Origin of the sequence: Chloroflexus sp. MS-CIW-1 (assembly GCF_030444705.1) — a bacterium.
GTDB lineage: Bacteria > Chloroflexota > Chloroflexia > Chloroflexales > Chloroflexaceae > Chloroflexus.
Genome location: NZ_JAUBWR010000001.1, coordinates 2,494,028 through 2,509,902, shown reverse-complemented (window position 1 = coordinate 2,509,902; position 15,875 = coordinate 2,494,028). Strand labels below are relative to the sequence as shown.

11 protein-coding genes and 1 riboswitch are annotated in these 15,875 nt (G+C 52.6%); of the genes, 3 read left to right on the top strand and 8 right to left on the bottom strand.

Annotated elements, in window-relative coordinates; translation table 11 throughout:
- Nucleotides 1-32: 32 nt before the first annotated feature.
- The 4 genes from QTO31_RS09880 to galT form a co-directional block, all read right to left on the bottom strand.
- Nucleotides 33-1,169 carry a homoserine O-acetyltransferase MetX gene (locus tag QTO31_RS09880; protein ID WP_301428953.1) on the bottom strand — a complete coding sequence of 379 codons (1,137 nt, stop codon included), beginning with the start codon at nt 1,167-1,169 and terminating at the stop codon, nt 33-35.
- A gap of 62 nt (nt 1,170-1,231) precedes the next feature.
- Nucleotides 1,232-2,527 carry a homocysteine synthase gene (locus QTO31_RS09875; protein ID WP_031459261.1) on the bottom strand — a complete coding sequence of 432 codons (1,296 nt, stop codon included), beginning with the start codon at nt 2,525-2,527 and terminating at the stop codon, nt 1,232-1,234.
- A 101-nt stretch (nt 2,528-2,628) separates the two neighbouring features.
- A riboswitch (SAM riboswitch) is annotated at nt 2,629-2,740 on the bottom strand.
- Between the two features lie 223 nt (nt 2,741-2,963).
- The gene (locus QTO31_RS09870) at nt 2,964-3,977 is read right to left on the bottom strand and encodes a HAMP domain-containing histidine kinase (protein ID WP_031459260.1); all 1,014 of its coding nucleotides are present in this window, start codon (nt 3,975-3,977) and stop codon (nt 2,964-2,966) included.
- A gap of 136 nt (nt 3,978-4,113) precedes the next feature.
- Complete coding sequence (galT, locus tag QTO31_RS09865) at nt 4,114-5,109, bottom strand: galactose-1-phosphate uridylyltransferase (protein ID WP_031459259.1); 996 nt, start codon at nt 5,107-5,109, stop codon at nt 4,114-4,116.
- Nucleotides 5,110-5,628: 519 nt separating this feature from the next.
- Between galT and QTO31_RS09860 the strand changes: the two genes are divergently transcribed.
- From QTO31_RS09860 to QTO31_RS09850, 3 genes are all read left to right on the top strand, one after another.
- Nucleotides 5,629-6,378, top strand: coding sequence for a FadR/GntR family transcriptional regulator (locus tag QTO31_RS09860; protein ID WP_301428952.1), 750 nt, complete (start codon nt 5,629-5,631; stop codon nt 6,376-6,378).
- A gap of 217 nt (nt 6,379-6,595) precedes the next feature.
- Nucleotides 6,596-7,354 carry a sulfite exporter TauE/SafE family protein gene (locus tag QTO31_RS09855; RefSeq protein WP_031459257.1) on the top strand — a complete coding sequence of 253 codons (759 nt, stop codon included), beginning with the start codon at nt 6,596-6,598 and terminating at the stop codon, nt 7,352-7,354.
- Between the two features lie 478 nt (nt 7,355-7,832).
- Nucleotides 7,833-9,725, top strand: coding sequence for a hypothetical protein (locus QTO31_RS09850; protein WP_301428951.1), 1,893 nt, complete (start codon nt 7,833-7,835; stop codon nt 9,723-9,725).
- Between the two features lie 257 nt (nt 9,726-9,982).
- Here QTO31_RS09850 and QTO31_RS09845 read toward each other — a convergent pair whose 3' ends face one another.
- From QTO31_RS09845 to QTO31_RS09830, 4 genes are all read right to left on the bottom strand, one after another.
- Nucleotides 9,983-11,002, bottom strand: a complete 1,020-nt coding sequence (locus QTO31_RS09845; protein ID WP_031459255.1) for a 3-oxoacyl-ACP synthase III — start codon at nt 11,000-11,002, stop codon at nt 9,983-9,985.
- A 124-nt stretch (nt 11,003-11,126) separates the two neighbouring features.
- Entirely contained in the window at nt 11,127-12,119 is a 993-nt protein-coding gene (locus tag QTO31_RS09840) for an NAD-dependent epimerase/dehydratase family protein (protein WP_301428950.1), read from the bottom strand.
- A gap of 6 nt (nt 12,120-12,125) precedes the next feature.
- Nucleotides 12,126-13,820 carry a fatty acid CoA ligase family protein gene (locus tag QTO31_RS09835; protein WP_301428949.1) on the bottom strand — a complete coding sequence of 565 codons (1,695 nt, stop codon included), beginning with the start codon at nt 13,818-13,820 and terminating at the stop codon, nt 12,126-12,128.
- 18 nt (nt 13,821-13,838) lie between these two features.
- Nucleotides 13,839-15,875, bottom strand: coding sequence for a S9 family peptidase (locus tag QTO31_RS09830; RefSeq protein ID WP_031459252.1), 2,037 nt, complete (start codon nt 15,873-15,875; stop codon nt 13,839-13,841).

Below are 15,875 nucleotides of genomic sequence, written 5' to 3'. Positions count from 1 at the left end.
GAAAGAGAGTAAAAGTTTTGTTAATATAACATCTATTCTTTCATCAACTGTTCAAGGAAATCACGAATCAGCACACTCTGTGCTGTTGTATCGGTCAAGAACGCATCGTGTCCGGCATCGGTTGTGATCAAGTGAGTGGTGAATGATCGACCGACACTCTGGGCTGCGGCTGCCATCCGGTACGTTTCGGTTGGGGGGTAGAGCCAATCACTACTGTAAGCCAGTGCCAGGAAGCGAGCACGCGCCAGATCGAAAGCCGCTTCCAGGGAACCGTAGCGTGCGGCCAGATCCCAGCTATCCATAGCACGGGTGATCACCAGATACGAATTAGCGTCAAACCGGTCGTTAAAACGAGCTGCTTGATGTTCGAGATAGTGCTCGATGGCGAAGCATGGTCCAAGGTCGAGAATCTCACTATCAACCCGACGGCCAAAGCGCTGTTCGAGCTTTTCCTCACATAGGTAGGTGATATGCCCAAGCATACGCGCCACAGCCAAACCATCACGCGGTGGTTCGCCATCGTAGTAATCGCCGCCTCGCCAGCGGGGATCGGCCATAATGGCCCGTCGTCCAATATAATTCCAGGCGACCGTCTGTGGGCTAGAGCGGGCACTGGTCGCGAGCAAGATCGCACCGCGTACCCGTTCCGGGTACTCCACTGCCCAGGCCAGGGCTTGAAACCCTCCCATCGAGCCTCCTGCAACCGCCAGGAGGGTATCTATCCCCAACGCATCGATCAGACGTTGTTGGGCACGCACCATGTCTTCAATCGTAATAATGGGAAAGCGCGAGCCATAAGGCTTTCCATCCGCCGGGTGTGGACTCGAGGGGCCGGTTGAACCACGACAACCGCCGATCACGTTCGAGCAGATAACAAAGTAGCGATTCGTATCAAACGCACGTCCCGGCCCGATCATCGCATCCCACCAACCCGGTTTGCGGTCGGTAGGATGATGGTAACCGGCAGCGTGGGCATCACCGGACAGTGCATGCAAGATCAAAATTGCATTTGAGCGATCAGGTGCTAACTCACCGTATGTTTCGTAGGCTAACGTTAGTGGACCCAGTGTGGCGCCACTAGTCAGCTTCAGCGGGGTGGTCCAATACATGCGTTGAGTACGTACAATACCAACCCCTTCTGAGATTGGCGCATGGCTCAGTGCTTCCATCCAGATACTCCTTGCCGGACAGATCGCAGTGACACCATTGTCAGTGCGATCTGTCGCGGCCCCTATGAAGGTGTTCCGGCCAGTGCCTGATCGAGATCGGCAAGAATGTCGTCAATCGTCTCCAATCCAACCGAAAGCCGCACATAATCGTCGGTGACACCGGTTAATCGTTGCTCTTCCGGTGTTAACTGGCTATGCGTCGTTGTAGCTGGATGGATTGCGAGGCTCTTCGCATCGCCGATGTTCGCCAGATGCGAGAACAGACGAAGCCGCTCGATAAAGATACGACCGGCAGTGCGGCCTCCTTTCAGCCCAAAACCGACGATCCCACTCTGGCCGCGCGGTAAGTACTTCTGAGCAAGGGCGTAGCTCGGATGGCTGGGCAGACCAGGATAGTTGACCCACGCCACTTTGGGATGTTCGCTCAGGTAGCGAGCCACTGCCAGGGCATTTTTACTGTGCCGTTCCATCCGCAGGGGCAGGGTTTCCAAACCTTGCAAGAAGAGGAAGCTGTTGAACGGACTAAGCGCTGCGCCAATATCGCGCAAACCTTGCACGCGAGCTTTGATGATGTAGGCCAGATTGCCAAAAGCCTGAGTGTAGATCAAACCGTGATAGCTTGGATCGGGACTGGTGAATTCGGGAAACCGTCCGCTGGCAGCCCAATCGAACTTTCCGCTATCAACAATGATCCCACCGATGGCGGTACCGTGACCGCCAATATACTTAGTCGCTGAATGAATAACGATGTCAGCCCCGTGTTGAATCGGCTGCCATAGATACGGTGTCACGGTGGTTGCATCAACAATCACCGGCACACCCTGGGCATGCGCAATCGCAGCAATTCGCTCTAGGTCAAGCACATCGAGGCGCGGATTCCCCACCAGCTCGAGGAAAAAGGCTTTAGTACGACTATCAATTGCCGCCGCAAAACCGTCATAGTCACGCGCATCCACAAAGCGAGTCGTGATTCCCAATCGTGGCAGCGTATGGCGGAAGAGGTTGTACGTGCCACCGTAGAGGTCCGACGAGGCAACAATATTATCACCACTACCGGCCAAATTGAGGATCGCCAGCGTTTCGGCAGCCTGACCCGACGATAATGCTAGCGCTCCCACACCGCCCTCCAGGGCCGCCATCCGCTGCTCGAAGACATCGGTGGTTGGATTCATGATTCGGGTGTAGATGTTGCCGAACTCTTGCAGGTTGAACAGACGAGCAGCGTGATCGGTGTCCTTGAATTGATACGATGTTGTGGCGTAGATGGGTACTGCCCGCGAGCCAGTCGTTGGATCGGGAATTTGCCCGGCGTGGAGGGCAAGTGTCTCAAAACCGGTAAAGCGTGGAGCATCGGACATGACAACCTCCTCAGAATAGCTAAGCCAAATTGCAGGCAACAAAAACGCCCTCAACTTACGATGAGGGCGTGAAATCATTGCACAGGGCCATTCTTCCACGTCGCTCATCTTCCAGAACACTTCTGCCGGACTTAGCACCGTTCGTATGCGGCGACGCATACGAGGGTTGCTGCGGTTTCAACGGGCCGGTCCCTCCACCGCTCTGGATGAGTGCGTGTACGTTGTTGAGGTACAGTTATGGTGTCGCCTGCACCATACAGTATCGGTAATATAAACTATGCGACGCGGATTTGTCAAGTATCTTTGCAGCGTTTTCACTCCATCCGACAGTGATGAGCTGAGAGAGGGAGAGAGAAACTCCCAAACCGGCCGACGCAGGTGCAGAGGGGCGCAGCTTTCGCTTCCGACGGTGGCCTAGGCTGGTAGGACTTCTTGACTACGGCGCAGCAATCGGCCAATGAAACCAGGCGACGAAGAGATCACCGTGTGGACGGGCGCCAACATAGCCGCCGCCAATTGCCGCCGGGCCGTTGGGCAAGCCATACGCATTGGCGACCAGCTCGGCGCAAATGGCTAATCCGAACCCGTGCCCGCTGCTGCCGTCGCTACTGAAGGTAAACCCACCGTAAAACAGATCGCTCCATTGCAGACCGAACCGTTGCTCAAGCGCCGTGCGTTGTAGCAGATCAATGCGATTAGCAACGACAATCCGTAGTGAGGGTGTTTCACATTCAAAGATAGGGAAAATGCCAACCATTACCCGCCGGTCAGCGCTGTGGCGTGTAGCATTGTTGATCAGGTTGTAAAACACGCGATCAAGCGCCGAAAACTCAACACAACGGTCAGCAACCACACCATTATAACGGGCATCAACCGTGATACTGGCCTGACCATCGGGTAAACGGTAATCAGCGTGTTGCCACTTTTCAAGCAGCAGATCGACCCCGTGTGCACGTAACTCAATGTCGCGGGCAGTACGTACCGGATCAAGATCGGGTAAACAGTTGCGCATGATCTTCAGATGATCGCGAATCAGTAGATATATGCGCTCGATGTCATCTGGTCGTACCTGACCAAGTTCGATAAGCTGCAATTGCAGAGCTAGCGCCTGGAGCGAACCACCACGTAAGTCGTGGAGAACCTGGCCGAGATGGGCATCAGCCTGATGCAGTGAAAGATTGCGCAGTTCGTGCATCAAATCATGCCAATGCGTTTCTTGCAGTAATTGCTGCAAACGATGGAGATCAATCTGCCGTTGTTGATCAAATTCGGCAAAGATCGTGAGGAGGGTCTGATACAATTCCCGTACTGTTCTCTGTATGGTTTCAGGCAACTCGTGAATACTGGCGCTACTGCGGCTGCGCGTAAAAGGATCGTGGCGAAGGAAGGGCAGGTTACATGGCGCGAGAGCCTTGACAGTTTCATCGCTAAGTGGAAATGCGCCAGACATTTTAAACTCCTGGGTTGTGTCATCAGTACAACACTTCTTATCTCATAGTGTTGAACGGTATTATAACCGATTTTAGATGTTCACTGACAAGACATATAATTGTAAATATGTACATCCTGTCACACAGTATGTCACGTTAGTGATTATCACGAAGAAATGCGGCACAGGCTTCAGGAATACTGGGATTAATAAAAATGCCGCTCCCCAGCTCGAAACCGGCCATGTACGAGAGACGCGGTACCACAGCGAGATACCAGTGAAAATAGCCATTTTCAGGTTCTTTAGCTGGTGTTGAACGGAGCACCAGATTAAAATCAGGATCGTTCAACCGGTGGTATAGCCGAGAGAAGACTTCACGAATTGCATCGGCCAAACCATCCAGCTCTGGCTCGGTGATATGGAAGAAACTGGCTCGATGTCTGCGTGGTAAAATCCACATATGAAATGGTGAAGAAGCTGCGTAGAGGACAAAAGCAACAAACGCATCATTCTGGTAAACGATACGCTCACGCTGGGTCAGTTCATCGTCTAACATCGCGCAGAAGACACACTGACCAGTATCATCAAAAAAACGACGTGCTTCTTCAATACGATGACGAATATCGCCCGGTACAACCGGTACCGCCATAAGCTGGCTGTGCGGATGTTGGAGCGATGCCCCTGCTCGTTCACCGTGATTCTTGAAAATGACAACTTGCTCGATGCGCGGATCACTGCTCATCGCCAGACCACGGTTCAGATAGGTTGCCAGTATCAAACGTATCTCGGCGTGACTCATCAAACCAAGCGTAGTATTGTGCTGCGGATGTTCGATCAACACTTCGTGGTAGCCATAACCGCTTAACGTGCGTCGTACCCCCTCAAAGTGACGAACAACCGGCCCGTGTTCGTGCAGCGCCGGGTACTTATTACGCACAATGCGTACCTGCCATGGACCGGTAGGCGGGTAACGATCAACTTCCAAGTCGAGTTCCTCGTTCCCTATACAAAAGGGGCACTGCGGGTCGTGAGGTGGACGTTCAGCAGTCGGCGGTTGATGACGAGTCTCGGTAAAGGTATTGGGACGACGCGCACGTTCGCTGGCGATGATGACCCATTCGCGGGTTGCGATATTTTGCCGTAATTCGGACATGCAATCTGCTCCACAGCGGACTTTAGGCCGCAGCATCGCACTGTAGGATGTGATGTATTGTAGCGATGATAGGCTGTATCGGCAAGTGATACCGCGGTAACGGTGTATCACGCTATCGTTACAATACAGCAATCGACGAAAGGCAAAATGACGGTATACCAGGGCTGTTCAAAGTTCTTCTGACCATCGTTCGTTGAAAGGGGTCGATCCGATCCTTCGTACTGTGATGATAGGTCGGAAAACACCCTCTCGCTCATTCCTCATGTTATACCTTCAGGCAATTGACAGTTCGAGAGCCTGAGCCACGCGCTCGCCGACGCAAAGGCGCCTCATTCCTCACTATACCTTCAGGCAATTGACAGCCTACTCTGATACGCATACAATGAAACATCAGATGATATGATCTTTTAAAGACATCCAAACTGTCGTTTAACCAACAACCTTCATCGTTCCGCACATCCCGCGTGATGAAGGAGATTGTACGCGGGAGTATGCAGACAAACTGCTTAGGAGATGATAATGTCGATCAAGCATCAACGATTGGTCGAACAGGTCATTGACCACTTACGACAACAAATACAGACAAATGTTTATCCGGTCGGGAGCAGGTTACCACCAGAACCACAGCTCATGACCCAACTTGGTGTCGGACGTTCGACCATTCGGGAAGCGATTCGCGCCCTGGCTCACGAAGGTCTGCTTGAGGTCCGGCAAGGTGATGGTACCTATGTGCGCACCGTAACAACGACCGCACCATTGGCTGTGCGATTACGGCAAGCCAGAGTCCAGGAAGTCCACGAAGTACGACGTGCGCTTGAGCTGGAGGTAGTGGCCCTGGCTGCCGGTCGGCGTAGCGATCACGACCTGGACATGATGCGACAGTGGTTGGCAGCTCGCACGGCAGCGCTGAAAGATGGCGATGTTGCCACCGCTCTTGCCGCAGATATTGAACTGCACTGCGCTATTGCTAGAGCTACTCAAAATGAAATATTGAGCGATCTCTACCGGGTATTTGCCGTTACCTTGCGTGACGCGCTTGGCGTTCTGTGGGATGTTACGACTCCATCGAGTGATGATCATTCCCATGCTGATCTCGTTGCCGCGATAGAATCCGGTGATTCAGAACGAGCAGTAGCAGTCGCACGCCAGATTCTGGTCTACCACGAAGCAACGATCTATCGATCCATGACTCCACTGCAAAAAGGTGATCTTTCCACCACAGAGACCACGGAGATCGCAGAGACTAAAGATAATTTTATCTTTCATTGAAAATAGGGTTGTGAACATTTTTCTTCCATGCGCCCAATGGCCAAAAATGATCCTTTTATTCATAAACCTTCCACGCTCTGTGTCCTCTGTGTGCTCCGTGGTGAGTTTTTGCAGTGCACTCATCCATGAATTAAGAATAAAAGTTCTGAACGGCACGTGATCCCTTATAGCTTACATTGAAACATCAGATCATCAGATGAAATGAGAGGCACGTACAATGGAATTGCTTGATTTCGGTCTAATTTTTGGTGCAGCACTCCTCGCCGGTGCGCTCAACGCAATTGCCGGAGGCGGCAGTTTCATTTCATTTCCTGCCCTGCTTGTCGCTGGTGTGCCACCCATCATTGCAAACGCTACAAATGCATTCGCTCTCTGGCCAGGAACATTGGCCAGCACCAGGGCATATCGGCAAGAATTACAAGGTCAGCGGCGAGACATCGTACTCTTCAGTGGGCTAAGCCTGATCGGTGGTCTGATCGGCGCACTTCTCCTCCGCTACACTGATGAACGGCGTTTTACCGCTCTGATCCCCTACCTCTTGCTCTTTGCAACCCTAGTTTTTACCTTTAGTCCACAGATTACCCGCCTGGCTCAGCGGATAGTGGGCACGAGCGGAAACTATCAACGCAGGCTCGTTGCCGTTGTATATATAGCTATTGCGATTTATGGTGGTTTCTTTGGTGCAGGGCTAGGAATTCTGACTTTGGCGGCGCTCGCGTTACTCGGCTACGACAACATCCACCAGATGAATGCCTTGAAAACGTTGCAGGCATCGCTCATCAATGGCATCGCCGTTATCACGTTTGTCGTAACAGGTCTTATTGCCTGGACGCCAGCGCTCGTCATGACGGTCGGTGCAATGATCGGCGGTTACGGTGGAGCAGCGATTGCCCGTCGTATTCATGCCGGACGAATCCGTACCATAGTTGTCTGGCTAAGCATTGGCTTAACGATCTGGTTTTTTGTCCGTAGCTGATCAGGATATCTGATACTGTACTTAACTCTAGCGCAATATTTCTTCCGCAAAAAACTGACTACAATGGTGGCAGAGGACTGCAAACTGAGCGGACTTGAAGCCTGTCTTCTCTACACTAATTGAGGTCCCCATTCCTGAGGAACGCTACAGAAAAAATGGACAGACAGAGCGACTTGAAGTATACTTCGCCTCTGAAATCACACAACTCTTGCCAGGTTAGGTGAAGGTGTTGTCTTCACCTACACCTATCTGATGAGATAGAACCTGCAAGCGCTTATCTGAGAGGGGGATACGGGTTGTTTCCATTTGGCATCCACGAGATTGGATAATGTTCCTCATCAAAAGACATACTCTGAGCTTACCTCTCGCTGCTGGCCTGAGAGTAATGCTATAACATTTGGCTAAAAGCGTCTATATGCCTTATCTAGACCGCATCAAAATGTTGGGAACTATACATTTACGTATCGGTGAGACTCCTGTGACTATTCCACTTTCGCTCCTCAGGACATTTGCTCTTCGCTATCTTTCAGTCGTATTTGCTGTATTCACACTGTTCATTATCGGCTCCCCGGTACATTATAGGATACCATTCAGTATTCCGATAGAACTCTATTCGCGTGGTGTTGGAGAAACTGAGTTTGGTGGTGGCAAGACATTTCGCTGGTTCGCAACAGATTCATCCATTACTTTTTCAGGTCTAGATCGAGCATCACACATCTTAGTAATGAATCTGCATGACGGAATTTTACAGCGACAATTAACAATTAGGCTAAACGAAATAACTATTGCTCACTATGATGTACGGCCATCCTGGCAGAAAGTATATCTTTTGGTTCCAGAAACACAGATCACATCTTACATTGATACACTTGCATTGAGCATTCCTCCTCTGGATCCGGGTAAAGACACGTATTTTGGTATTGCTGTGTCCAGCTTGTCAATTCATCAAATTGACAAAGGGACTCCCTCTCTTTTTGTTATTTTGGCTTTGATCGGAATTGCACTTAGTATAGACTTCCTTGGATACCTGACGAGGCTTAATACAGCAGATCGCACCTGGGCTGTATGGTTAGGGGTATTCCTTTGCGGTTATACCCTCGCCAACTGGCGTCTGCAAACAATGGCGCTGTTCCCGATCTGGTCGAACATGACTCTGCTTGCAATCTTCATTGCCGGTCTCCTGCGAGCGTATGTGATTCGCCGGCAAATATCGTCACCCTGGTTCGCAAGGGTACTAATGCTTTCCCTCATGCTTTTCGTGCTTCACGCCACGACCCTGAATGCACCTGCTTTCGTTGACATTGATCATCGGGCCAGGGCAAATCATGTCTTACAGATCGCAGCCGGAAATGCTGCTGCTGTTCAAGCCAGATTGTCGAATCAGTACGAATGGGGTATAAGCTCTGTACCTTACTCATTGCTAAGCTACTATTTTTTTGTTCCTCTTGCAACATTCCTGCCATCAACACTGTCAATGACTACTGGATTGAAAATAGTGGTGAGTCTCATCAATGCGACCATTCCCTCCTTGCTTTACGGTCTTATGGTCAATGCTAGTTATAGTCAACGAGCAGGTTTTTTGGCAAGTGCGCTCTGCATTGGTTTACCGGTGCAACATATCTACTTCCATGATGGTAGCTACCCGACGATTATAGGTTTGTGGTTTACCGTACTGACCATTTTCGTGATTCAGGTGTTTGAACGACGGTCGGCCTGGTCGTGGATTGGATTCCTGATAGTAACTGCACTTATCGTCATTTCATTATTGATCTACGTCATGCATATTGTATTCTTACCCGTGGTGTTAGGGGTAGCTGCCCTGATCGCATATGCACACCCAGCACTGCGCCCAACAAGTTATCGATTATTCTCAGTAGTCGGCATTAGTATCATCATCGCAATCCTTCTCTATTACGGACAATTTATCCTCCCTACCGTTTCAGCAGTTATCGATCGCCTTCAAGCGAGTACGCGAGTCGGTCACGATTCGCTTCCATCGCCTCTTGTTGGTTCTTTTCTCGAACAAGTATGGGGTCACACCCGCTTACTGCCAGTTGTATTATTGCCGATAGGACTATTCCTGATGTTTCGGAAGGGAGCAACTATACATCTGGCAATGATGAGTGGTTATGTGGTACTCTTGATCATTAGCTGCCTGGTCGACACACAGTTCAGCCTGTGGAATAAGCACTGGTATTTCTGTCTGCCGGCGCTTGCGATCTTGCCAGCAATCGTCCTGGATTCTTTCGTCCAACGAGGCTTTGCCGGGCGAGTGATGACAGCAATACTCGTAGCTTTTTTAATCTGGGAAAGCACCCTGGCCTGGTTACTGCGGGCGATGATCTACGAATGGTCACTGCGAACGCTGTGAAAGTTATAACTGGAACTCAGGCTGTGCAAGTCCCTGCCGGGCGATGAATGGGTTTTCTGAAACAAACATTCTTCACCGCACTATTTTTGCGTGCTGGCGTCCATCCGTTCCGAAATCACCATTCATCGCGCAGAGAAGTTTCCGTATGCGTAGAACGGGTATTTGTCCGCAACCTGTACTGAGAAACCTAACGTGACCTTATCGCGTGGCGATGAACATTCCACAGCAGGAAGAGGACGACCGCCACACTTGTTACCTCACCAGGTCACACTCATCATCGAACAATTGAGACCAGAACCAATACCAAGCAGACCTACATGATCACCCGGCCGCAGCCGTCCTGCCTCTGCGGCTTGGGCCAGTGAGATTGGCAGAGCTGCCGGTCCGATGTTACCGAGTGTCGGAAAGTTAAGGAAGAGTTTCGCAGGCGTGATGTTTAACGCTTTCGTTACGGCCGCCATGTGGCGGGCGCCAACCTGATGCGGTGCGTAGAGCGCGATCTGGCGATCACTCCAATTGGGCAAGGTCTCTTGAGCCAGACGCCAGGTTGCCGAAGCCAATTCAACCCCAGCGTGCATCAGTGCGCTGGCATCGGTTTTCATATAATCGGCCTGGCCTAAACAGAGATGATTGTACTGAGTTGCCGCTAGCGTAACAACCCCGTTCAGGCGATGCCCACTATGCGAAAAACGTTCGTGGGTGAGCAACATAGCCGCCCCACCCGACCCCAGCGTGAGCGTGGCAAAATTGTCGCGCAGGTCTTGTTTCGTCGTTTCTGGCCGACGCAAGCGGCGAATCGTCGCCATTACCGCGTCTTGCGAACCTTCCCCGTCAACGATCAACGCATAGTCAATGGTACCGGCATCAATCATCATACCGGCAATGCTCATCCCAGTAAGAAAACCGAGACAGGCGTTGCGCACATCGTAGTTGATCGCCCTTGGTGAAAGGCACAGATTGCGGTGAACGAAGCAAGCGGTTGAGGGTTCGAGGTAGTCCTGACAAACTGAAGTATTAATCAACAGACCAATGCGTTCGCGATCAATCTCAACTCGCTGTAAAAGCTGTTCGGCTGCCATCGTGGCCACGGTGCTAGGCAAGGTTCCCTCATCCCAGAATCGCCGTTCGCGAATGCCCGATAGCGCCTCTAGCTTTCCCCTTGGAAACCGTAACCGTTCCATTGTTTCGGCAATCTGATCTTCAATCCAATCGGAGGTGATCCGATGCGGGGCTAACACATAACTGATCGCTTCAATCATGACATGCTTGAATAACACCTAAGCCTCCCTACCATTTCTCATCAGTCTTTCTTCGAATTGTTTCGCGTTTGTCGCAGTCGGCGATCCACATATCCAAAGTCACGCACGCTACACAGTGTTTGTATATACATTTATACCTCAGCTATACCTCAGCGAATTGTGCAAATGTGCGTTGTAAACCTTCTTCGATACTGATACGCGGCACGTAGCCAAAATCATGGCTGGCCGCTTCATGGCTAAACCAATGCGAATGGCTAAGTTCGTGCACCATCAGGCGCGTGAGCGGTGGTTCACCGCGTAGACGCAACGCAGTGTAAACGAACTCCAGCACGGTTGCCAGCCGGTACGCAAGAGCAGCAGAAACTTTGCCCCGTATCGGTGGGCAGCCGGCATGACTAAGGATGATCCCGATAAACTCCCAGAGATTGACCGGTCGCTCCTGACCGATAAAGTAGGCGCGTCCGCGCAGAGGCGAACGCTCACTCAGCGCTGCCGCTGCTAACACATGGGCTTCAGCTACATTTTCGACATAGCTGACATCAACCAGATTCATACCTTCACCGATTTGAAAGAGCATCCGTCTCCGTGCTCGACGGAGCAGGCGCGGGATGATGTGCGGGTCGCGTGGTCCCCAGATCAGATGGGGCCGGAGTGCAACTGTTGCGATTTCGGTTTGGCCGAGCACATACCGTTCGGCAATCGCCTTCGTTTGCGGATAAGGGGCAAGGTAACGTGTAGGATACGGCAGACGTTCATCACCGCCGTGGATGTCGTCGTCGCCGATGACAACAGACGGAGTCGAGGTGTATACCAGTTTGGGCACTCCGGCCCGGATCGCTGCTTTCACAATGCGCTGAGTCGCGCTGACATTTGCCCGGTAAAAGTCATCGTAACGCCCCCATAAACCGGCTTTCGCCGCCACGTGAAACACTGTTGTGACACCCCGCATAGCCCGCGCCAGCACTGCCGCTGCTTCAGGCAACGATAGATCGGCCTGGAAGGTTTCAACCCCCTGTGCCTGCAATTCTGGATAGGTTCCACGACCGATAACCCGGACATGATCGCCACGGGCCAGCAGATGTTCGACAATATAACGCCCGACAAAACCATTTCCACCGGTTACTAATGCGATCATAGCTCGTTATTCAGCGACGCCCAAACGACGTGCTGCCCATTGTGCTAATTGCTCACGAAAAATCTTTGCGTTATGGCGGATATCAACCGGGAACGAGGGATGGATCAGAAAGTTCTGGATTTGTGCAGTCGTATCGCTCGTTGCCGCTAGTTGACGTAATTCAGCTATCAGTCGCGAGGGCGACATCGTTACTGCGCGGTTGCGTTCAACCACGACAACCGGCATCTGAGCACCGGGTGAACCAACGCCAACCAGTGCCGAGCGGGCAACGGCCGGATGCTGGTTGAAGAAACGTTCAATCGGTTCGGTGAACAGTGTCCCACTGGCAGTGATCACACGTTGACTCTTCCGTCCGTAAAACCACAATCGCCCCTGTTCATCGAAGTAACCCAAATCTCCCATTCGATGCCAGACGTGCTCGCCATCAGTGATCTTAGCCAACGCAGTGGCTCGTGGTCGTCCGACGTAAGTGCGAGTCACCGTCGGGCCGCGCACGCAAATCTCGCCAATCACTTCTGCCGGTAAGCGTTGGACATCACGCCAATCGGCGATTGGCTCATCACTGATTGGGATGATTGCCACTTCCATACCCGGAACCGGATAGCCAATACACGTACCGGCCAGTGGTGACGGCCGCTCGGTGTGGGCCTTCAGGATGTCGCGACCACTGATCGAGCTGACCGGTAGTGCTTCAGTAGCGCCATAAGGCGTGTAGCTATCGGCTGGCGGTACCAGAATCCGGTGCAGACGCTCGTGCAGGTGGAGTGGCACCGGCGCACCAGCCATCAAGACGCGCCGTAACGACGGTAGTTGAATATCATGCGCCAGACAGTAGGTAGTCACCTTCTCCCAAATTGCCGGTGAGCCAAATGTTGAGGTCACACCCAGGTCGCGAATAAACTCAACCACTGCTGCCGGATCGCACTGTGCTGGACGGGTTGGGTCAATGGGCGGAATTGCCGACGTGACTCCTAATGCCACGTTGAACAGCGCGAACAGTGGAAAAGCCGGCATCTCGATCTCGCCTGGCGCAATTCCAAATAGGTCGCGCAAGATATGAATCTGCGCCTCAAACATACCATGCGTGTAGAGAACACCCTTCGGGACGCCGGTACTCCCACTGGTAAAGACAACCGCCGCTGGATCATCAGCCGTCGTCTCGACCAGGGGGAACGGCGTTCGCATTGGGAGATCGAGTTCGCGGAGGGCAGCCGCACCGGGGATGGCTGGCCCCACTGAAACTGCATATCTGATTGTCGCGCAGGCACGAGGAAAGATCAAACGCAGGAGATGGGCACGTGGTACCCCGATCAAGGCCTCTGGTGCGGCTTCAGCAATACATTGCGCAAGATTTCGTCGTCCCATTGCCGGATCAATCAAGATCGGTACACAACCGGCTTTCAACAGCGCAAACGTCAGCCGAATCAACGGCTCTCCCGCCGGAACCATCAGCAATACCCGCATTGCCCGCTTCAGACCGTAGGCTGTCAGCCCCCAGGCCAGCCGATCACTGGCCGCATGCAATGCGGCAAAACTCTGCCGCCGATAGATAACCTTACCCGCCCGATCTCGCCCGATCCCGCTAATGACGGCGGTCTGTTCGGGGTGTTCCTGCGCCATCCACGACAGGTAGCGGGCAACATTTGTTCCCGTTGGCGCTGAACGCAGCGCATGCTGCGCTACCGATAGCGTGTTGACCATTGGTGCCCTCTCGTCACACTACTGTTCGATACCCAGGGCGGTCAGGATGAAAGCATATTCCCAGGCAAACTCTTCAAGACGGGCGAACCGACCCGAATGACCGCTATGCCCGGCTTGCAAATTGGTGCGCAGCAGAAGCATAGTGTCGTTGGTCTTCATCGTGCGCAGTTTTGCTACCCACTTCGCCGGATCCCAGTACGGTACCTGTAAGTCGTATAGCCCGGCAGTAACTAGGATGTGAGGATACGGTCCTGATTTGAGGTTCAGGTAGGGATCGTAAGCTCGCATGACAAGATACTCGGCCTCAATTACCGGATTCCCCCATTGCTCCCACTCGGTAACTGTCAGTGGCAGATCGGGCTTGAGCATCGCAATAATCACATTCGTGAACGGAACTCCGGCGACTACGGCCTGAAACAGATCGGGACGGGCATTGACAACGGCTGCCATCAGCAGACCACCAGCACTCCGCCCATTGATCGCCAGTTGTGATGGCGAGGTGTAGCCTTCCGCAATCAAGTGTTCGGCGCAGGCGATAAAATCGCTGAACGTATTTGGCTTGTGCCGCAGCCGACCTTGTTCGTACCATTGCCGTCCCAGCTCCTGACCACCACGGACATGCGCGATCGCGACGGCAAACCCCCGATCAAGCAGACTCAGTCGCTTACTGTCGAACACCGGATCATAGCTGTAGCCATACGCCCCGTACCCGCATAACAGACAGGGGCCACCCTGACGCGGTCGATCACGGCGATAAACGATAGAAATCGGGATGTGTGCACCATCGGGTGCAGTTGCGGTCAATCGCTCACTCACATAGAGCGACGGATCGTAGCCAGAGGGAATCTCTTCTTGCTTTAGCACCTGCCACGTGCCATACCGCATGTCGTAGCTGATCACCGATGGCGGTGTTACCAGTGAGCTATACAGCAACCGAAGTTGATCGGTAGCAAATTCTACATTTTCGTCTGCCCAACAGGTATAAACCGGTTCGGGGAAGTCAATGTAGCGCGGGTGATTCCCATCTGGATCACTAATCCGAATCTGCCGCAAACCGGCCCGTCGCTCGTAGACGACCAGATAATCGGCAAAGCAATCAATGCGATCAAGCAGGGTATCGTCACGTCCTGGCAAGATTTCAACCGTGTTCGTTGGATCGCTCACCGGGGCGCGCAGAAGCCGAAAATTCTCGGCGCCGTCATTCGTTCTGATGTAGAAGTGATCGCCGTGGTGATCGACAAAGTATTCAATCTGCGGACGACGTGGATAGATCACCTGCCATTCGGCAAAAGGAGTTGCCGTTGGGAGATAATGCACTTCAGTGCCGTTGTGGCTATAACAGGTGAGCAGCAAGTACGTACCGGAGCGACTTCGCCGCAAGCTGAGATGGAAACGCTCATCGGTCTCTTCGTAGATCAAGACATCATCGGCAGGTGAGGTACCGAGCACGTGGCGATACAGGCGATACGAACGATGCGCATCATCGTACACTGTGTAAAAGAGGGTTTGATCATCGGCCCACTGCGCGTCATCAACACGTTCAATCGGGGCATCCAGCACTGTACCGCTTGCCAAATCCTTGATAAACAGGGTAAAAATGATGGAACCGGTTGTATCGAGACCATACGCCAGCCGCTGCTGATCAGGTGACGGCTCATACGGGCCAAGACGGCAAAAGGCATGCCCAGTAGCCAGGGCATTCAGGTCAAGTAAAACCTCTTCGGGACCATCATCACCGACTTTCCGGCACATCAACGGGTACTCAGCACCCTGTTCGGTGCGGGTGTAGTAGCGGTAACGACCGCGAGGAACCGGTACCGAACAATCATCTTCCTTGATACGACCACGCATCTCGTGGTAAAGCCGCTCGCGCAAAGCTGCTGTCGGTGCCATAACTGCCTCGGCATACGCATTTTCCGCTTCGAGATAGGCAATCACTGCCGGATCGTTCCGATCCTCAAGCCAGGCAAAGTCATCAACAATCTCGTCGCCGTGTAAGCGAATAATCACCGGTTTCCGCATTGCAACCGGCGGCTGAATAGTCTCACGGTACAT